At 44.0% G+C, this 20179-nt stretch carries 21 protein-coding genes and 1 other annotated feature; of the genes, 4 read left to right on the top strand and 17 right to left on the bottom strand.

Annotated features, from left to right (window positions below; genetic code table 11):
- Positions 1 to 9: 9 nt before the first annotated feature.
- Positions 10 to 726 (bottom strand): glycerophosphodiester phosphodiesterase, encoded by a 717-nt coding sequence (locus ACKTR2_RS00770; RefSeq protein ID WP_407882102.1) that lies wholly within the window; start codon positions 724 to 726, stop codon positions 10 to 12.
- A gap of 116 nt (positions 727 to 842) precedes the next feature.
- On the opposite strand from ACKTR2_RS00770, the gene ACKTR2_RS00765 reads away from it, so the two are divergent.
- Entirely contained in the window at positions 843 to 1019 is a 177-nt protein-coding gene (locus tag ACKTR2_RS00765; protein WP_407882101.1) for a DUF3042 family protein, read from the top strand.
- Between the two features lie 101 nt (positions 1020 to 1120).
- Here the strand turns inward: ACKTR2_RS00765 and ACKTR2_RS00760 are convergent, their stop codons facing one another.
- From ACKTR2_RS00760 to ACKTR2_RS00735, 6 genes are all read right to left on the bottom strand, one after another.
- Complete coding sequence (locus tag ACKTR2_RS00760; RefSeq protein WP_407882099.1) at positions 1121 to 1534, bottom strand: rhodanese-like domain-containing protein; 414 nt, start codon at positions 1532 to 1534, stop codon at positions 1121 to 1123.
- 86 nt (positions 1535 to 1620) lie between these two features.
- Positions 1621 to 1866, bottom strand: coding sequence for a YqgQ family protein (locus tag ACKTR2_RS00755; RefSeq protein ID WP_407882098.1), 246 nt, complete (start codon positions 1864 to 1866; stop codon positions 1621 to 1623).
- 19 nt (positions 1867 to 1885) lie between these two features.
- Positions 1886 to 2575: a rhomboid family intramembrane serine protease gene (locus tag ACKTR2_RS00750; RefSeq protein WP_407882096.1), complete on the bottom strand. Its 690-nt coding sequence runs from the start codon at positions 2573 to 2575 to the stop codon at positions 1886 to 1888.
- Positions 2568 to 3128 carry a 5-formyltetrahydrofolate cyclo-ligase gene (locus ACKTR2_RS00745; protein ID WP_407882094.1) on the bottom strand — a complete coding sequence of 187 codons (561 nt, stop codon included), beginning with the start codon at positions 3126 to 3128 and terminating at the stop codon, positions 2568 to 2570. Before ACKTR2_RS00745 ends, ACKTR2_RS00750 begins: the two co-directional genes overlap by 8 nt.
- A gap of 84 nt (positions 3129 to 3212) precedes the next feature.
- Positions 3213 to 3362: a 50S ribosomal protein L33 gene (gene rpmG, locus ACKTR2_RS00740; RefSeq protein ID WP_081495844.1), complete on the bottom strand. Its 150-nt coding sequence runs from the start codon at positions 3360 to 3362 to the stop codon at positions 3213 to 3215.
- Between the two features lie 108 nt (positions 3363 to 3470).
- Positions 3471 to 5462 carry a peptidoglycan D,D-transpeptidase FtsI family protein gene (locus ACKTR2_RS00735; protein ID WP_407882567.1) on the bottom strand — a complete coding sequence of 664 codons (1992 nt, stop codon included), beginning with the start codon at positions 5460 to 5462 and terminating at the stop codon, positions 3471 to 3473.
- Positions 5463 to 5719: 257 nt separating this feature from the next.
- On the opposite strand from ACKTR2_RS00735, the gene ACKTR2_RS00730 reads away from it, so the two are divergent.
- On the top strand, positions 5720 to 8365 hold the full coding sequence (locus ACKTR2_RS00730; RefSeq protein WP_407882092.1) for a YfhO family protein: 2646 nt from the start codon (positions 5720 to 5722) through the stop codon (positions 8363 to 8365).
- Between the two features lie 159 nt (positions 8366 to 8524).
- On the opposite strand, the gene ACKTR2_RS00725 is transcribed toward ACKTR2_RS00730, so the two are convergent.
- The 10 genes from ACKTR2_RS00725 to ACKTR2_RS00680 all read right to left on the bottom strand — a co-directional run bounded on the left by ACKTR2_RS00725 (position 8525) and on the right by ACKTR2_RS00680 (position 18756).
- Positions 8525 to 8830, bottom strand: coding sequence for a HesB/YadR/YfhF family protein (locus tag ACKTR2_RS00725; RefSeq protein ID WP_407882090.1), 306 nt, complete (start codon positions 8828 to 8830; stop codon positions 8525 to 8527).
- Between the two features lie 116 nt (positions 8831 to 8946).
- Entirely contained in the window at positions 8947 to 9948 is a 1002-nt protein-coding gene (locus tag ACKTR2_RS00720; RefSeq protein WP_407882088.1) for a lipid II:glycine glycyltransferase FemX, read from the bottom strand.
- A 248-nt stretch (positions 9949 to 10196) separates the two neighbouring features.
- Positions 10197 to 10679, bottom strand: coding sequence for a transcription elongation factor GreA (gene greA / locus ACKTR2_RS00715; RefSeq protein WP_407882086.1), 483 nt, complete (start codon positions 10677 to 10679; stop codon positions 10197 to 10199).
- A 238-nt stretch (positions 10680 to 10917) separates the two neighbouring features.
- Positions 10918 to 11592, bottom strand: coding sequence for a uridine kinase (gene udk, locus ACKTR2_RS00710; protein ID WP_407882084.1), 675 nt, complete (start codon positions 11590 to 11592; stop codon positions 10918 to 10920).
- 23 nt (positions 11593 to 11615) lie between these two features.
- Complete coding sequence (gene mltG / locus ACKTR2_RS00705; protein WP_407882082.1) at positions 11616 to 12740, bottom strand: endolytic transglycosylase MltG; 1125 nt, start codon at positions 12738 to 12740, stop codon at positions 11616 to 11618.
- A gap of 300 nt (positions 12741 to 13040) precedes the next feature.
- Entirely contained in the window at positions 13041 to 15452 is a 2412-nt protein-coding gene (gene pheT / locus ACKTR2_RS00700) for a phenylalanine--tRNA ligase subunit beta (protein ID WP_407882081.1), read from the bottom strand.
- Positions 15453 to 15461: 9 nt separating this feature from the next.
- Entirely contained in the window at positions 15462 to 16508 is a 1047-nt protein-coding gene (gene pheS, locus ACKTR2_RS00695; protein ID WP_407882080.1) for a phenylalanine--tRNA ligase subunit alpha, read from the bottom strand.
- A 71-nt stretch (positions 16509 to 16579) separates the two neighbouring features.
- Positions 16580 to 16806 (bottom strand) — a binding site (T-box leader).
- A 55-nt stretch (positions 16807 to 16861) separates the two neighbouring features.
- Entirely contained in the window at positions 16862 to 17203 is a 342-nt protein-coding gene (locus tag ACKTR2_RS00690; RefSeq protein WP_407882078.1) for a winged helix-turn-helix transcriptional regulator, read from the bottom strand.
- Between the two features lie 46 nt (positions 17204 to 17249).
- A complete protein-coding gene (locus tag ACKTR2_RS00685) occupies positions 17250 to 17753 on the bottom strand; it encodes an HD domain-containing protein (RefSeq protein WP_407882076.1) in 504 nt (167 codons plus the stop codon).
- A 232-nt stretch (positions 17754 to 17985) separates the two neighbouring features.
- Positions 17986 to 18756, bottom strand: coding sequence for a TrmH family RNA methyltransferase (locus tag ACKTR2_RS00680; RefSeq protein ID WP_407882074.1), 771 nt, complete (start codon positions 18754 to 18756; stop codon positions 17986 to 17988).
- Between the two features lie 86 nt (positions 18757 to 18842).
- On the opposite strand from ACKTR2_RS00680, the gene ACKTR2_RS00675 reads away from it, so the two are divergent.
- Together ACKTR2_RS00675 and yidC are read left to right on the top strand one after the other, a co-directional pair.
- Complete coding sequence (locus ACKTR2_RS00675) at positions 18843 to 19118, top strand: acylphosphatase (protein ID WP_407882072.1); 276 nt, start codon at positions 18843 to 18845, stop codon at positions 19116 to 19118.
- 81 nt (positions 19119 to 19199) lie between these two features.
- On the top strand, positions 19200 to 20138 hold the full coding sequence (yidC, locus tag ACKTR2_RS00670) for a membrane protein insertase YidC (protein ID WP_407882070.1): 939 nt from the start codon (positions 19200 to 19202) through the stop codon (positions 20136 to 20138).
- Positions 20139 to 20179: the final 41 nt, after the last annotated feature.

Raw genomic sequence — 20179 nt, 5'->3', positions numbered from 1 at the left:
AAAACAATTTTAATGACGGGCCTGCTGTTGCCGCAGCTGCTTAGCCAAACGCGCCCGATCGGTAATCACGGCATTAACTTGCTGTTCAAAACATGCTGTCAGCGTCGAACGATCATTCACTGTCCAAACGCGCACCGGCGCCTTTGTGGGCTGCTGATGCCGCTGCCACCACCAAGTTTTCGGGTGCCAAGCAGTAATAATTCCCCGTCTTGACAACCATCGGGCCTGCCAAGACGTGAATCGAAATAATAATGCTGTATCAATTTGTGGTGCCAGTTTGTGAAACCGTTGCAGTCGTTTTGATGAAAAACTGGAAATCACTACTGTAAATGACCACGAGCGAGCCAGAAGTTTTGCCGCCAAACGTGCTTCTAATTGTGGCATGATTTTTTGATGTGTTTTAAGTTCCAAATTAAGAATACCAACAAAATCATGTTGCTGAAGAAAGGCTAACAGTTCATCGACCGTCATCACCCGTCCACGTTGAGCACGGTTACGAATGACCAATGATTGTAAATAAGCTAAGGTATGCGCACTAACCGGGCCGTATCCATTCGTATGTCGTTCCAATCGAGCATCATGGAAAATGACTAACTGGCCATCTTGGGTTTGTTGTACATCAGTTTCAATACCATCAATTCCTAACGATAGCGCATCCGCAAACGCGGTTAACGTGTTTGCTGGTGCATAATCAGTTACGCCACGATGTGCAAAAATCAAAGTCATGATTTTCCTCCACGGTTATCCGTTTAACTGGACGATTGTCTTTAAAACGACGATAATATGATTGTAAACAAAAAGGCAGGTTTCTGTAAAACAGAGCCTAAAAAAGGAGGTTCACCATGAAATCATTTGGCAAAGGCTTCTTATGGGGTACATTAGCAACAATGGGAGCAGTGGCTGCGGCCATTGTTTCATTCCACAAAACCGTTGTTTCTCCAATTGAAGAAGAGGAACAACGTTTTGATGATAATCGTCGACGTGCAATGCGTAAATCTCGCTCAGCTCATCTCGGCTAGTCTAACCACTCTCATCAATTCTAACAAAAAGACGCTGGTTATCTGCTTATTAAGCAGGAAATCAGCGTCTTTTTGTTGTCGTTTACAAGCTTCATTTTTAATCAATGCTTACTAGCTTTAATTTTGCCATCCCAGTGGCCGTAACCATCACTAAGAATAAATAGTTTTGAATAGCCGTGACGAGCTAACCGCAATGCTGCACGAGTACTTAGGGTCTTGCTTTCATCGTACAGGTAAACTGGCAAATCTTCGCGAATTTCTTTGTATCGTTGGCTAAACATCGAGTAAGGAATATTACGGGCACCCAGAATATGGCCGGCGTCGAAATCTTTCTTTTCACGGACATCTACAATTTGGGCCTTACGCATGCCTGCCTGAAAGGCTTCTTGATCCAAAAGCGTAGAAACCTGACGACGCCGAATGATAATATAAATCCGCCAGCCGATCCAACCAACGATCACAGCAATTCCAATAATGTCTAAAATAATTTCCGCAACTGATGCTCCAACTAACACGAATACCCCTCCAACTTGATGTTCATCAATCCAATTAGCTCGATTTTAATCAATAGTGCCATTGTACACATTTACGCAGGCACTGCCTAGCCTTGCGCCAGCTTTTTCTCTTCTAAACGATGTTCATGGTTCAACACGACCTTGGCTTTTAACCAAGTAGGTTTGTCAATCGCGTTCATTTCATGTAAATGATCCAATTCTAACGCCATCATTTCAATATCCCACAGTCGCTTACCAACGTAAACGTAAATACCAAAGACTTTCAGTAGTTGCTGAACATCATATAGCGTCCTAAGTGCATCTGGATCATCACGATATAAATTTGCTTTCATCGTCCACCTCAATTGCTATCTATAATAATGGCAACCCAATCGCACAGATTGCTAACAACGCCAAGCCACCCAGGCCACGCCAGATCCATTTAATCTGACCGTGAACAGTTGGCACCCCAATCACCAGTGCAATCGCAAAGCCACCGATCAAACCACCAATGTGACCCCAGATATCAATCCCTGCGCTAAAAATATCCATGACTAAATTCAAAACAACTAATAAGACGAATTGTCGGCTCATGGCACGAATATATGGGTTTCCATGAAAAACTATGCCCAACATAATAAACGCGCCAAACAGGCCAAAAATCGAAGTACTAGCGCCCGCTGATAGTGTAGTCGGCAGAAAAATAGCGCTCCAAATATTACCAGTCAAACCGCTCACTAAATAGATAGCCAGTAGCCGCCAATGGCCAAAAAGGGTTTCAATCTGTTGACCCAAAAAGTAAAGAACGACCATGTTCATGCCTAAATGCATCACACTCATATGAATAAACATCGGAGTGAACAGGCGCCACCACTGACCAGCTTGAATCGCCGGTGTGTATCGAGCACCAGCCGCTAGTAAACTTTGACCCGAAAAAGTACTGAACAGTGACACGCCTTGAATATGGTAGACCGCCACCATCAATATGAAGACCACAACATTGATCGTCACTAATCCTGCCGTGACCGGAGCCCCATTTACAAATTTGCGCCAGTTAGCCATGGTGATCCTCCTGCATGGAAATGATTTCTTCAATTTTAATATCAAATGGTGTTAATGGCCAGACGACTTGGTGAAACCGCTGCACTGCCAATGCCAGACTGATCGTGTGACCAGCATAATGGGCTAAGTAACGGTCGTAGTAACCTGCACCAAAGCCCAATCGATTGCCATCATCAGCAAATCCAAGACCTGGCACAATAATGAGATCGTGATCTTCAGCGGTAATTTCTTGCCCACCAATTGGCTCATCAACACCAAAGGTTGACGGCTCAAAAGTCACTCCGGGACCTAACGCAACAAAGGCCATCTGCCGTTTAGGCAAAGTTCTTGGCACAGTGACGGTTTTGCCAGCTGCTAATGCTTGCGCAATGAGTGGCCGTGTATCTAATTCAATTGAGGTGCTCATTGTCATACCAATCGTTGTCGCTGCCTGCCACCAAGGATGGCTCACTAACGCACTGATTAATTGTTGCGTTTGGTTGACTTTGTCGGCCGGTGATAAAGCTGTCAGTCGTTGAATAACGGTCTTTCTTACTGCTGCTTTTGTTGGCATCACTTATGACCTCCACAGGTTGTTCAGCAAGATTTAAAACAAACAAAAAAGTGTCTGAGAAATTTCCCAGACACTAATCAGTCATTACTTAGTTTCACGGTGCAAAGTAACTTTGCGATCGTGAGGGCAATACTTGTTTAACTCAATCCGGTCTGGATTGTTGCGCCGATTCTTTGATGACAAGTAAGTCTGTCGACCACATTCGGTGCATTCTAAGGTAATGTGTACGCGCATCTTTAACCCTCCACTCTACTTGAAAATTGGCGAAGACGCCTCAACTCGAACAAGTTTAGCATTTTTTGCTACAAATGACTAGTATTTTTTGTGTCTTTACGCCGTTCACTATTTAAATCCATTGTCACTTTGAACATCTTTCCAGTACAGATTGTAAATTTCTGCTGCAATGTTCTGGTTGACGAGGTACGAAGCAGTTGTTTCTGGCAATCCAGGCACCGCCACCGCGATTGCGACTTGTGGATCCGAAGTTGGCGCATAAGTGATGATACTGGAAGTGACCGTTTGTTGACCGTTCACAAACGTTTCAGCAGTCCCGGTCTTGGCAACAATCCCTGGTTTCACTTTCTGCAATACGTCGGCCCCGGTCCGGTGAGCGGATGTCCCATTAACCACTTGATACATCCCTTGCTTAACGATAGCTTTGGCCTCTGGACTAGCATCTACATAATTCAAAGCTTGCGGTTCAGCTTGGTATTCAACTGCCCCTAACCCACCGTTCTTATTAGTGCCTCGAATTTGGTCAACCAGATATGGACGCATGCGGTAACCCCCATTAGCCAGTGTGGAAACGTACTGACCCAACTGTAACGTCGTGTAAGCATCATAGTTACCAAACGCCTCTACCAATGCAGAACCAATTTGTTTGCGCCCTGAAAGGCCCTTCAGTCCTGCTGATTCTCCTGGCAAATCGATGCCGGTTTTAACACCTAATCCGTATTGGCTGAAGTTGTTACGCAGCGTTTGAAACATTGAAGTTGGCACATTATTGACAGATTCACCCGGTGTATATTTGAAACCAGCCATCTTCATCCCAATCTGCACGGCATATGAGTTCGATGAAGTTTCTAAGGCCATTGCGGCATTCATCGGGATTTCTTGGTTTTGATTCCAGTCCGTAGTAATTTTCGATGTTCCTGTTAACACAATTGGTTGATCCACCAACGTATTATTGCTAGGTGTAATTACACCGGCTTCAAATCCACCAGTAATAATTGCTGGCTTCACCACAGATCCCATAACAATTGGTTGATTAATGGCACCTAAAGCATCCGTTGTAACTTTACCAGTATTGGGGTTTCGTGAATCCCCTGCCATCGCAAGAATAGCGCCTGTTTTAGGGTTCATCACGACCGCGTAAGCGCCTTGGCAGGTCCCGCCAGGTAATTGTTTATCAATCTCTGATTGCACGGCATCTTGAAACTTAGAGTTGACCGTTAAGACCAAGTTAGATCCCTTCTTACCAGCGTACTCTTGAATTTGTTTGGTTACTTTACCACCACTGCTAACCTCAACGGATGTCCGCGACTTTGTTCCCTTTAGAATCGGTTCATACGCTTTTTCAATATAACTGGAGCCAACTGAGTCATTTCGTGAATAACCTTGAGATAATAAAATATTAACCTCGTCGGCAGGCAGACCTTGTTTTTCGCTAGTTACTGTGCCCACAAAGCTTTTGACTGAATTTCCTGATGGATATGAACGGGACCAACTCGTCGACGTTTTAACGCCAGGCATTTCAGAAAGATGTTCGCCAATTTGTGAAATTTCCGCAGTTGAAACATCGCTCTCTTTGATGTATGTCGTTGACAACGCATAGGCACCATTCATTTTAGTGAAAATAGCCGCCGCGTTTTTCTGACGGTCTGAAAAATTGTCAAAATGTTTGGCCACATAGTCCTCACTGGCCTCAGCTAATGCGTTGGCACTCAATACGTTAGCCTTGGGAATTTTTTTAGCAATGGCTTGTTGATGAGCGGGGTCAGCTAAATAATAAATTGCCGATTGTCGATCCGTCAGTGAACTCGTATCGATAGTTAAATAGCGACCCAATTTATTGGCAACTTGATACATATCAGCAGAAGAGACATTCACACCCTTAGTATAACTGATGGCCTGGTGCGCCTCGTTGCCTACAAGAACCTGACCAGTAGAATCATAAATCATTCCTCGCTGAACATTATTAGTTTCAATTGTATTGTCAGTTCGGTTAACCTCCGCTTTGAAAGCCGCTCCATTTTGTAATTGAAGATATGCCATCTGACCCACAAGCGCTAGCAATAGCAAAAAGACAATCACTAGCAGCAAGTTCAAGCGCATGGGAATTCGAACAGTCTGATCATCTTGATGACTATTTGCTCGTCGTCGTTGAATAAACTTATTAAACACGGAAGCTTCAACCTACCTTATCTTGACACCATTTGTCGTCTAAAAACTTTAAATTGTGTTGTAATTCTAGCTAAATGACTTTGTCGTCTTAAAGCAATCGTCTATCATTGTAAATGATGTTACGCGAAAGCTAAAGCGGCGACGCTAAACTTTATGCTTTTTTCAAACGCGAGAAAGGATTGATCCCTTTGCAAATTCACTTAAATTTGAAAGATCACTGGCCGCTTTACCTCAGCTTCTTGATTCCAGCCTTGTTCATGACTAGCTACTTTGCTAGTCGAGGAATGGCGCCGTTTGGCAACAGCTCTTTGCTAACCGTCGATATGGGACAGCAATATATTGATTTCTTTGCCTTCTTTCGTAATACCTTATTACACCAACCAGGCAACTTTTTTTATAGTTTCGGTAAAGCCTTAGGTGGCGAAACAACTAGCCTGTGGGCCTATTACTTAATGAGTCCTTTTAATTTATGCTTATTACCCTTTTATAAAGGTGGGCTCAGTAGTGGGGTCTTATTGATCACTGTTTTAAAATACGGCTGTGCTGGTCTCAGCCTAGCTTGGGTCCTAGATCGACTCAACCTCCAACACAGTTGGCGATTGCCGACCCTTGCCACTGCCTACTCAATGTGCGGATGGACCATCGCTAACCAGTTAAATTTGATGTGGCTCGATGCTTTGATTTTACTTCCATTAGTTGTTTTTGGTCTTGAACAACTCGTTGTTAACCAGCGTTACTTGCCCTACATTGGCTGGTTAGCCGCCATTTTCATCATCAACTATTACATGGCGTACATGATCAGTTTGTTCACGCTACTTTATTTGATCTTTAGTATCATTTGGCACCGTTTAAATCGTCGCCAAGTCTTCCGAGCGACGCTCAGGTATCTGAGCAGTTCAATACTCGCTGTTGGCTTAGCCAGTTTCATTTTAATTCCGACTTATCTGGCCCTACAACTCAGCAAAACTAGCTACACGCTAGCGCCAATTAAGTGGAAATTCGATTATTTTCCACCGAAAATGTTAGGCAAATTTTTCCCTGGTAGCTTTAACTTTGCTCAAATGCCTAAAGGTCAGCCCAACTTGTTCGTGGGCGCCGTCGTGATTATCCTAGTCATCGCCTTTTTCCTTGAATCATCGGTTAAATGGCCGGTTAAACTGGCTGCCGGCCTAATAACAGCTATCTTGGGACTGTCAGTTTGTTATACGCCCCTAAACCTATTGTGGCACGCCGGACAATTTCCAATTTGGTACCCTTATCGCTTTTCGTTCATTGTTTGTTTTTGGCTCGTGTGGTTAAGTGCCATCGCATGGCCTAAACAAATTGCTTTAAAGTGGCGAACAATTATAGTCACGTTGCTATTGCTCATCGCCGTGACCACTTATTGCTATGTTAATCTCCGCCAAGTTAACTTTTTGACAGTTGGTCAGTTACTAACTGGTTTTATCATCATGCTGATTGCTTTAATTTGTTTTACACCGTGGCCTGGACATTATCTTTGGTTGCGTCCCTTTATCCTCATCTTGACGATTGCTGATTTAGGCACCAATGCCGTCTTATCACTCAATAAAATTAGCTATGTGCCTCAGCGTCAGTTTGCCGTTTACACTGATACGCTCGATACCGCGAGTCAGACAACTAAAAAAACCGACGCTGGCTTTTATCGGATCGGTAGCACTTTCCAGCGAACCAAAGATGATCCACTTCAGGGCGACTACGCTGGTGGTTCTCACTTTGGGTCCACTTTGGAACGAAAAACGATCGGTTTTTACGATCTTACCGGTAATCCGGATGGTGATGGCTTTGTGACTTATGCTAACGGAACGCAATTTATGGACGCTTTGCTTAATTTTAAATATTTCTGGAGCGTTAATGAGACACCGTTACCTGGTCACAAATCCACCGCAGATGATTTACCAGCGTTAACCATGAAGCCCGATTTGCATCGATACACCGCTATCACGCAACTACCTCAAACAACAACATATCGTAATCCAAATGCGCTAGGAATCGGCTTTATGGCTGCGGGGACCACCCAAAAACTAAAAGACATCATGCGCGATCCAATGACTAACCAGAATCAATTGTGGGACGCCCTTTTAGGCCAGCAGCCTACGTCACAACTTTTCCAAGCCGTCAATTTTGATCAAGTGTCATTTCATAATACCAACTCGCTCACCAATATCACGGGAAGCACGTTGACAAAGCGTAACCTTAAACGACCCGCCACCATGACCTTAACGTTCACGCCGCCTACTGATGATGCCTATTATCTGTCTTTGGGAGCTAATCTACAGAAAGAAAATGTGCGAATCACGCTTAATGATCGCCCACTAGCGCAATTTGATACATTTCGAAATACAGTTTTAGTTAATCTGGCCAATCGGCAAAAGGGCCAGCCACAAACGATCACATTTCACTTGAAGAAACCAGCACTGTGGTTGCAAAACGTGACGCTCTATCACCTCCCCCAGCGATCATTTGCAGCTGGTATTAGCAAATTGCAGCAACATCCACTGACCGTGACAAGTTGGGGGACCACTCATGTCTCTGGTACCGTAACTGCAACTGCGCAACAACCAATCCTCATGACCTCCATTCCCGCCCAACCTGGTTGGCGCATCATGGTCGATGGTCATTCGATCCGGCCATTTACTGTTGCTGATGAATTCATGGCAATCAAGTTAACGCCTGGCCATCATAAAATCCAGTTTCGTTATCAAACACCCGGGTTGTGGTTAGGTATCGGGCTATCAGTTGCTTCGTTATTGGTCGTGGAATTTGTCCCTCGGTTTCAACGATGGCAAAAAAAGTATCACCATGTTACCGGATAAATCAATTTTCTCAGCATAAAACAAATTAGCAAACCACCCGCACCGTTCAAGGTCATCCACCTGCACGAAAAAATCACGCCAACAGCGTGATTTTTTATTTAGAATCAATTCAATTATTGAATAATCAACTGGTCGCTAATGCCATCCGATAGCGATTGTTTAAGCCTCAGGTTGAGCAACATACTGATAAATAGGCTCATCCGTCTGGGGATCATAATCAATCACAAAATCATAGCCTTCGAAAAACCAAGCGTCGCCGTAGTTCACGAAATATTTAATCCCGTCCTTTTCAGTTTCAGCAACGGGCCGATCTGGCTCCTTATCAGGCACCATTGCCATGGAAAAGCCTTCATGGACAGGAGTCTTACCGTAAACCTTCCCATAAAATTTCATGCCGTCGCCTGGTTCCAGGCCAACCTCGGTCTGAAACCATTTACTAGCAGCGTCTGTAACCGTAATTTGCATGCTAACTGCCTCCACATAATGAATTCGCTTTCAATGGCTTAACTCTATCACAAATCTTTGTGAAAGCAAACAAATGAAATTACGTCAAGCCCCATGAATACCGGCTTTTAATTTATTTACCCCTGCACAAACTTTGCATATTGAACCTCATCATAGACTCGATCTAGTTCACCAATGTATTCAGTTGCGTCTCGAACATACCCATGCTTAAACAGCCACAGGCCATCACTCTTATCAAGGGCAAAAACGCCGCCTAAATCATAACGATTCTTATGTGCATCAAGTGCTTCACCGATCATTTCCCACTGCAATCGATAAGGCGCCAATAATTTTGGTTCAGCGTTAATCGAACCACCATACATATACCAAAGTTTATCACCATACTTAAATGCCAATGCAGCGGCCAAATCTTGCGTTTGGGAATGCGCAACAAAAATCCGTAAAATATCAGTATCTGCAAATGCCGTGACCATTCGATCAAAATAGTCACGTGGTCGATACATAATCCCTTGACGATGACTCATTTCTTCGTAAAGCGCATAGAAACGATCCATTTCTGCCATCTGTGAACCGGCCTCAACCATTAATTCTGGTTTAATCGAGTGCCGGACATCATGGCGCGTATTTGGACGAAAGGTCATCAAGACCTCATCCATCGTTTGATTTTTTAAATCCATCACCATATTAAAACGTGGTTGGATCGTATCATGCATGCCTACATTGCGATTACGAACTCGATAGCCATGTTCAATAAATTGCTGGTTTAACGCCTCGTCAAATGGCACTTCTGGATCCATTCGCAAAACATAAACATGGTTAGCAATCAGCGCCGGTTCAGCTTCAGCGACTAGTGCATCAATGGTAGCGACATCTGTTGGATCACAAACAGGTCCCTTTGAGCAGTACGCTAACTTACCACCAGCTTCATTTTCAATCATCAAGATAGACATGGCGGCAACGATATTGCCATCTCGTTCTAAGGTGACGTGTAGTGGCTCCCAATTGTCTTTAATAGCTGCCCAACCTGGGTCTTGTGTAACAGAAGTAAACGGCGCATTTCTGACAAAATCTGTATATCGCGCCATTTGCACTTGGTCATGTTCATTAATAACAGGCATAGATTTAAGGTCCTTTCCGATTCTGCTAAACTTCAATCTCTTAGTTTATCCTACTTCCCCGATGGCAACAAATCCCAAAAAATCAGAACACAACCTGGCGCCTGCTCCTGACTATTAGCTCGACCAGTTAAACTAGGGGACAAAACTAAATAAAAAACCGTCCTCCCCCAAAGGAAGACAGTCGTTCAAAAACATGCCTTACTCACGTTAATAAAGCCGGATATCTATCCTATTTGACCAAAAGTTAATTAAGCGTTTTCCACTGATAAAATCGTGACTTTCATTGAACCAGCAGGAATCGCAATTTCAACTTCATCACCCACTTTATGACCAATTAAGCTATGAGCGATTGGTGAATCATTGGAAATCTTGCCTGTCATTGGATCGGCTTCAGCAGCACCTACAATGGTATATGTTTCTGGTTCCTCATCTGGTAATTCTTTGAACGTCACAGCTTTGCCCAAAGAAACTTCATCAGCGGCCACCGCATTGCTGTCAATAATTTCAGCATTGTGTAACATGTTTTCGACCAGTGAGATGCGACTTTCAATGTTAGACTGTTCGTCCTTGGCAGACTCATATTCTGAATTTTCAGAGAGATCCCCGAAACCACGTGCAATTTTAATTCGTTCGATAATTTGCGGACGAGTAACTGTTTTTAAATTTTCTAATTCTACTTCTAATTGTTTACGACCTTCTTCGGTCATTGGATATGTTTTTTCTTCAGCCATGATCTTGATAAACTCCTTTTGAAACTAATTTCGACAGTCATCAGATTACCATGCACAATAAAGCTTGTAAACGCTCTAGGGAAAAAAGACCCGGATTTAAACCATTTAACTTAAAATAGATACGGCGGACGAACCCCGCAAGTACGCCAACCATTATAAAAACAGCCTTTAACCAATCCCATTTTGCCGGGTGGTCAAAAGCCATCAAAAATACTTTTTACTCAAAAAAAGACATTACTTATTTTTGCTGATTAGCCTGTTTGAATTGACTGTCCTTCCCGTCTTTGGCTAAAATGTCGCGAATCTTAGTGGAAAGTAAGTCAATCGCAACAGTATTTTCGCCACCCTCTGGAACAATCACATCAGCATAGCGCTTGGTCGGTTCGACAAATTGGTGGTACATCGGCTTTACAGTTGCCAGGTAATGTTCAATAACATTATCCAACGTTCGACCTCGTTCACTGATGTCACGCTGAATCCGGCGAATAATTCGAATATCGTCATCAGTATCAACATAAACTTTGATGTCCATCAGATCACGTAATCGTGGATCATCCAGAATTAAAATTCCCTCTAGAATGATCACATCACGCGGCTCTTGGTGTACCGTTTCAGAACTACGCGTGTAAGCTTTGTAATCGTAAACAGGCTTATCAATGGCCTGATAATGGATCAATTGCTGTAATTGCTCGACCATCAAATCATAATCAAAAGCTAATGGATGATCATAATTGACCGCTTGTCGTTCTGCCATTGTCATCTCAGACTGGTCATTGTAATAGGAATCTTCCTGCAAAATTAATAGTGAGTGCCCGGCTAATTGGTTATAAATTGCCCGGCTCACAGTGGTTTTACCACTACCAGATCCCCCTGTAACACCAATAACGATGGGCCGTTTAGCTACTTCAGTCATCTTCACGACTTCCTTTCACCCGATTACTTTTGATTATTATTGTCATCTTGGTACTTAGCTGTGTAAGCATTTTGTTCCGCTAAGGTCTTGGAGAAATGAATTTTACCTGTTTTCATGTTGGCCACAAAATATAAGTAACCCTTAGCTTCGTCTGTTGGTGCAGCAATTGCTTTCATAGCTGCTGTGCCAGGATTATTGAAGGGACCCGGGCCATAACCAGCATTCGCATATAAATTATAAGGTGAATCAACTTTGAGGTCGGCCAAGGACAAATTCGGTTTATGGGTTTGCAACGCGTATTGGACAGAAACATCAGATTGCAAAGGCATTTGTGCCTTAATTCGGTTGAAGAAGACGCCAGCTACTTCTTGCATATCAGAAGGAGAATTTGCTTCTTTTTGCGCTAACGATGCGAGGGTTAACGCCTGCTGAACCGTTAAATTTTCTTGCTTAAAGGCACTTAAGTATGGCTGAACACGCTGATTAGTCGTTGAAACCATCTGCTCAACTAACCCCTTCAAACTCTTCGCTTCACTCGTATCATACACGGCCGGGAACAAGTATCCTTCTAAATGATAACGAACTCCAGTTGCCGACATACTTGAGCTCAGCAAGTCGGGATATTTTTGCGCGAGTGCATTCATAAAGGATTGATCCGTCATTAAGTTCATGAATTCAGTCTTTGAGTAACGGGAGTGTTTTGGCAATGCAGCAGCAATTTGATCCACCGATTCGCCTTCTGTAATCAATAAAGCATGTTTCGCATTCGTGAGTAACGGCGTATCCGAACCGACACCGTTTAAGGCCGTCGCCACTTGTTTTACATTCATATTCTTTCGTAATACAAAATAACCAGCTTTAAAATTGGCCAAATTGTGATCGGAAATATACTTTGTAAAAACAGTCGCGTCCTTAATCGCGCCTTCTTGCTTTAGATTGGTCGCCACTTGAGTCGCAGTCGCGCCCTGTTTAATTTCAACTTGAATTTTCTTATGACTATTCGGATCAACGGCTTTTAAGTTATTCGAATAGCTCACATTGCGCCCAACGACGACACCCACAATTATAATAATGACGGCAATAAAAATGCCGATAAGCCAATTACGACCGGTATGACGACGATTGCGGCGACGTTCACTGCGCTGCATAAAAAGTTTCCTCCTCTTATAAAATCACTTTTTATATTGTAGCGAAAAAATAATCGTAACACCATCATTCCCAATGAATGACACGGGATTGAAATAATCAGAACCAAACTAAAGTGTACCTCACTCACATAAATGGCTAGCCGTGTAAGCTCACTAAAAAACACCGATCACCCCCAAAACAGTTCGGGACGTAATCGATGCTTTTCTGATTCACATTACGATGAAGCGGACTCACCTTTTCGTAACTGCCTTCACTTACTTGTCCTAAAACTTTGTCCAGCTACAGGATCCTGATTGCCGTTAACGAATTTCAGCATTAAAACTCGTTTCGAGTTCTTTAACCACCTTGTCAAAAGCCTTCGTCACATCAGCCTCCACTAGGGTCGCCCGCGGATCTTGATAAGTCAACGTGTAAGCTAACGATTTCTTATGCTCAGGTAAATGAACACCTTGGTAAACATCGAATAACGCGACATCGGCTAAGTGGGCACCACCTCGTTGATGAATGGCCGCCACAATGGCTTCATTTGTGACCGTTTCGTCGACCAAGATCGCAATATCACGTGTCACTGTTGGAAATTTAGAAATCGGCGTAAATTGCTGATTGTTGTGAGCAGCGTCCATAATCGCTTCCATATCCAATTCAAATACATACGTAACAGGAATCTTATATTGATCCGCTGTGTCCGGATGAACTTGACCGACAAAGCCAATTAAATTCTCACCTAAGAAGATATCTGCTGTCCGACCAGGATGCATCTCTGGTCGTTGGTCAGTGGCCTGATAACGAATGGTTTCACGTAAGCCTTGATCATGCAAAAACAACTCAACGATCCCTTTTATGGTAAAGAAATCAACCGGTTGGGCCTCTGCGGACCAAGTCTTTGGTGTCAGTGATCCTGTGATCGCCCCGGCGATATGTTCTACCTCTAACGGTCGAATTATATCACCCTCACGATAAAAGACCCGACCTTGCTCGTACAAAGCCACATCAGTTTGTTTACGGGCAATGTTGAAAGCAACATCATCTAACAGGCCACTGATCAAGTTCATTCGCGCGGTCGTGTGATCACTGCTCATTGGAAAATTAAGTTGCGTTGGTAAACTAGTGCGCATCATAAACGACGACGCCTTATCTGCGGTCGTTAATGCATAACTGATCGCTTGATTTAGACCAGCCCCCTCTAGTAAATGGCGGGCGGCGCGTAAAGTCGTTTGTTGCGGTGTCAAGGCACCTGGTGTGGTGACACCAGCTGGCAAAGTCGATGGTAAGTTATCATAGCCATAGAGTCGAGCGACTTCCTCAAACAAATCAGCTTCGATGTGTAAGTCCCAACGACGTGCGGGTACAGAAACCATAAATGTTTCTCCATCATTAGTCGTTGGAAAATTCAAATGGTCAAAAATGGTCTGCACATCTTGAAGGGCCAAATTCGTTCCTAAAACATGATTGATCCTAGTGAGCGTGACTGAAATAGTGATCGGATCAACGGCAGTTTGACTGCCCACCACAGTCCCTGGTGCCACCTGTCCTTGGCCTAATTGCGCCATTAAGGCAGCTGCATGGTCCAACGTCGTTTGATTATCGTCTGGATTCAAACCACGTTCAAATCGCATGGAAGCTTCTGAATGTAGGTTAAAGAAACGAGCGGTTTTCCGAATTCGAATTGGGTCGAAAATAGCACTTTCAATGGCAATGGTTGTGGTGTGTTCATCAATTTCAGTATCCAACCCACCCATCGTACCAGCTAATGCAATCACATGTTTATCGTCGGCAATGACCATGTCATCAGTTCGTAGTTGTCGATCTTCGCCGTCTAATGTAGTCAATTTCTCACCAGCCTGAGCCAAGCGAACGACCAGCTGATGACTAGCTAACTTGTCATAGTCAAATGCATGCAACGGTTGTCCATACATCAACATCAAATAGTTAGTGATGTCAACAATATTATTGATCGGCCGCATGCCAGCTTCCCATAGTCGTCGCTGTAACCACAGTGGACTAGCCGTCACTTTAACATCACTGACAATTCGCATTTTATACGTTGGGGCTAATTTGGCGTCCACTTTCACACTAATTCGTTCAGCAGACGGCAGGGTATTGGCTTCCGTCAATTCAAATCGGGGTAACTTTGGTGTTTGTCCATAGATTGCCCCGATCTCCCAAGCCGTCCCATTCATGGAATTCATGTCGCCACGGTTCGGCGTTAAATCTGTTTCAATAATTGAATCATCCATCCCCAAAATTGGGAACACCGATTCACCATTTATACTATCAGCCGGTAAAATATAAATCCCATCGTCATACGATTGCGGCGCGATCTTGTCATCAAAGCCAATTTCTTGTAGGGCACATAGCATGCCATATGAAATGACACCACGCATTTTCCCCTTTTTAATCTTTTTATGGCCGCCAATCCACGCACCAGGCAAGGCAACGATCACCTTCTGACCGGTGGCCACATTTGGGGCCCCACAGACAATTTGCAATGGCTCAGCTTCGCCTACATCAACCTGACAAATATGCAGATGATCTGAATCTGGATGGGGTTCAACACTCAAGGTCTCGCCAACTACCAACTTGCTCATGCCATCACTCATCTTATAGACGCGGTCAACTTCGACCGCTGTACGTTCAATTTTTTCACCTAGCACCTTGGGGTCCACATCCAGGGTGAGGTAGTCATTTAACCAATCTGTTGAAACTTTCATCGCTGTTGTTTACCCCCGTTGATAAAATTGTGTTAAGAAGCGTGTGTCATTTAGATAGAAGTTCCGAATATCTGTAACACCGTACTTTAGCATTGCAAAACGATCCGGACCTAGGCCAAAGGCAAACCCACCATAAATACTTGGGTCAACACCCGCCATTTGTAAAACATTTGGATGAACCATTCCAGCACCCAATACTTCAATCCAACCCGTGTACTTGCAGACCGCACAACCTTTACCCATGCAATTAAAGCAGGTGATATCGGCCTCGACAGACGGCTCAGTGAATGGAAAATAACTTGGCCGTAGCCGAACGTCAAACTCATCGCCGAATAAATTAGCGGCAACTAATTCAAGGGTTCCTTTTAAATCTCCCATTGTCACATGCTTATCGACAACTAATCCTTCCACTTGATGGAACTGATGACTATGGGTCGCATCATCGGTATCGCGGCGATAAACCCGTCCGGGACTGACCATTTTAAGCGGACCCTTGTTGAAATCATGATTTTCCATGGCGCGGGCTTGATTAGGGCTCGTGTGCGTGCGCATCAACAATTCAGGTGTTAGATAAAAAGTATCCTGCATATCGCGGGCCGGATGGTCTTTTGGTAAATTCATCATTTCAAAATTATGATGATCGTCTTCTACTTCAGGGCCGTCAACTACCTGGTAACCCATGCCAATAAACATATCTTCAAGCTGATCAATGATTCGTTGAATCACATGCGGCTGGCCTTGAGCAACTGGCGTCCCCGGCAACGTCACATCGATTGCTTCAGCATTGAGTTGAGCCGCTCTGGATGCTGCTTCCAGTTCGTTACGGCGCTCCTCAATGGCTGTCGCCAACTCATCGCGAATTTGGTTCGCAAAACTTCCGACTTGAGGACGTTCTTCAGCAGAAAGTTCACGCAAGCCGCGTAACGCCTCAGTTATCGGCCCCTTCTTGCCCAACAGTTGCACTCGAATTTCATTGATTCGGGTTAAATTTTCACTCCGCGAGATATCGGCTAAACCGCGATCGCGCAATTCTTGAAGTCGTTCTTTTAAAGCCATATGCTCCTCCATTTAAACTCAATTTCTACCGCCATTTCAGTGCATAAAAAATCCCTTTCCCAAAAAATCAGGAAAGGGACGAACAGTTCGCGGTACCACCCTTGTTGCAGTCCGACAGTCGAACTACCACTCAAAACCTGTAACGGTGGTCACCGGAGAGTCTTTTGGCATTTTTATTAAAAAATGCCGCCCGATTTCTGCTCGAAAAGTGAATTCACGCAGCTCGCTGGTTGGCTTGCAGTCTAAGACCAACCTCCCTGAAATTCATTGCGCTACTCTTTTTTCTCATTGCATTTACAAAAATTTATTCTAGCTGAGCACTTGAACCTCGTCAACCCACTTCTAATAAGTGATTAACAAACATCCTCGTTCCACTTATCGGACCATGCATGAATCGTATCCATCATCTCACGCATGTCCAAACCTTTCTCAGTCAGCTGATATTCAATCAACGCTGAGTTCTCGTGGGTCGCTCGCGTAATAATTTCAGCTTCTTCTAATTCTTTTAAACGCTCGACTAACATTCGGTCGGAACATTTATCGATGGAATTCGCAATATCCTTAAAACGCAGTGTCCCTTGAGCCAAAAGCGCCTCGATAATTAAACCGTTCCATTTTTTCCCTAAAATCGAAAAAGTTTTTTCAAACTTTGGACAAAGTTTGAATGCAGCTGATTCCACCATGGTTTCTGACATCAGATTTCCCCCTCAAGCTCGTTTTTATAACTAATTCATCGTAAATTCAGATGGTTCTAGATGGATGTAAGCGCTGCATCCATGTATGGGTCTTCACCTTTACATGACCAAAATACTCATGGGAGGCTTCATAGTCATCAACTAATGACACGAGCAAACTTTCCTTGTATTTAGGCAAAGCCATCGTTAAGCCAAACATGTGCTTCAAGATAATGTCTTTTTCCATGTCCGACAACGTCGTGATCTTTTCAGCATTGCGTAACGAAACCCGAGGATGAATAAAAGCATGGGTACCTAAATCAAACTTAGTCGTCCGCCAATCATAATAAAATAGATCGTGCAACAGACCAGCACGCGCAACCGCTTGGTAATTCCAACCGCGCTGTTTAGCAATTTGATAGCTATCAAATGAAACACTCAAGCTGTGATCTAGGCGAGTCGTATGATGATGTTGCTCAAACATGGCTAATCGCTGAACTTCCGGCCGGGCCAGTAAATCCTCGACTAATGCCACATACTCCGCATCTTGTTTCCATTCATTTGGTTTCATCTAATGCTTCCTTTTCAGTCGTTGATTGCTGCTGACGAATTGACTGCTATTGTAGCAGGTTTGCTTACTTTTGAAAAGCAAAAGCTCGCCGAACAAATGACCTTCATTAATCCCCGCCCAATTACAAAGAATCCGGGAATTAGGCCATCAGTCACCAAAAGTGGCAATCGATTCTGTTTAATCAGGACCGCCAGCGAGATCATTTTAAGCGCCCAACTTAATCAAGCAATCCCTACTCTTGTTTAAGTTGAAACATCAAAACTCCGGCTGCCACCGCCACGTTCAATGATTCAGCTTGACCTAAAATCGGAATGTATAAATTGGCTTTAGTTAACGTTCCCAATTGATCGGCCATGCCATTACCTTCGTTCCCCATAATCAGGCCAAAATCAGCGCCCGATTGGACTTCGCGAAAGTTAACCGCAGTAGGATCTAACTTAGTCCCGTACACCGCTAAGCCAGAACGTTTGAAATAACGTAGAGCGGCATAGAGATCTTCAGTAACTAATTGAATATGAAATTGACTTCCTTGCATCGCACGGACCACTTTTGGCGCAAATTGATCCGCAGTTCCACGCCCAAATACCACACCGGCAAAACCAGCCGCATCGGCAGTTCGCACCATTGTCCCGATATTACCAGGGTCCTGAACGGCATCTAAAAATAGCCATGCACCGTGTACAACGTCGGGCAAAGCCGTGGCCGCCTCAGGCACAGCCACTTCGGCAAAAATGCCTTGTGGCGTGACCGTATCACTGATAGTCTTGGCAATTTCAGGACTGATTTCTAATGCATTTAAATCACGTGGCATTAAATCACCATATTCACGCCACGCAGCCGCTGTTCCCATCACTGTTTTGACAGTTGCTTGGGCCGCCATGGCTTCTTTAACCAAATGCCAGCCATCCAATAGATAAGTCCCGGATTGTTCACGGCCTTTTTTAGTCGCCAACTTTTTCCAGTTTTTAACACGTCCATTTTGTAATGATTCAATTTTTTCCATAATAATTCCTCTGGTTGCAAATTATACCATATTGGTCACTTATCCATGGTAGGATAACAATAATGACGGGCAAGGAGGTTTCGATTATGACTGAGCAAGCTGTTTCACTAACCGTTCATGGTCTGGTTCAAGGTGTTGGTTTTCGTTATACGGCGGCCCAACTAGCGCGTCAGCATCACCTCGTTGGGTTTGCAAAAAATAATGCCGATGGCACAGTTAGTCTCGTCGTTCAGGGATCAACCGCAATGGTGGCCAACTTTATTGAAGCCATCAAAGATCCGCCGGCCAGCTGGATTCATGTCACTGGCATCGACCAACAAATAATCGCCTTGCAGCCGTTAGAAAAGTTTGACATTTATTGACTTTCCATTGCTATCGCCAGCATTATTTAGTATCCTAAGCAGGTTATGAATGCTTAGTCGAAAGGATTTACACGAAAGATTATGAAAAAAAATACTCGGGTACTAAGTTTAACCATGCTTGGTACACTCGCCTTGTTTCTAAGTGGTTGTGTTCGTACAAGTCATGGTAAACCAGTTGGTTACATTTGGACTTATCTTGGCGAACCCATGGTCCACTTTATGGAATGGGCGGCAAAATTGCTCGGTGGTAGTTATGGCTGGGCCGTTATTTTATTGACGGTTGTCGTTCGCCTAATCTTATTGCCACTGATGATTCGCCAATCGCGCCAAGCCACGATCCAGCAAGAAAAAATGGCGATGGTTCGTCCACAGATGACCGATATTCAGGCACGGCAAAAGGCCGCTAAAACACCGGACGAACGCAATGCCATTAGCCAAGAAATGATGAAACTTTACAAGGACAATGGCATTTCAATGACCGGGGGCATCGGTTGTCTACCCTTGCTGATCCAATTTCCAATCTTCGCAGCGCTATATGCAGCAATCCGTTACGCGCCAGAATTAGTCAATGCCACTTTCTTTGGGATCCATCTAGGTAAACCTAACCTCATTTTGGCGATTCTGTCCTTTTTAGCCTACTTACTGCAAGGTTATCTTTCCTTGTTAGGCCTACCGGAAGATCAGAAAAAACAGATGCGCTCTATGATGATTATGAGTCCGATCATGATTCTGTTCGTAACATTCTCCACACCAGCCGCATTAGGATTGTACTTCTTTGTCGGCGGCCTCTTCGCCTGCTTACAAACTTTGATTATCGCTTGGTACCGGCCACGAATTCGTCAACAAGTCGCTGAGGAATTGAAGCAAAAGGCTGCATCGGCACCGAAACCAGTTGCAGCAACTGAGACACCGACTTCAACGACCCCAACCCAACCAACATCGACGCCTGCAGCGACACAGCAACAACAGAAGAAGCGCAATGCGGGTAAGCAACATCATCATCACGAAGATCAAAATTAATTACAACAAAGCAAATTTAAAAGGCGTAACCGTTGATATTG

Origin of the sequence: Furfurilactobacillus curtus (genome assembly GCF_045862785.1) — a bacterium.
In the GTDB taxonomy this organism is placed as follows: Bacteria; Bacillota; Bacilli; order Lactobacillales; family Lactobacillaceae; genus Furfurilactobacillus; species Furfurilactobacillus curtus.
Note: the sequence above shows the minus strand (reverse complement) of the source record. Positions and strands in the feature narration are given on the sequence as shown.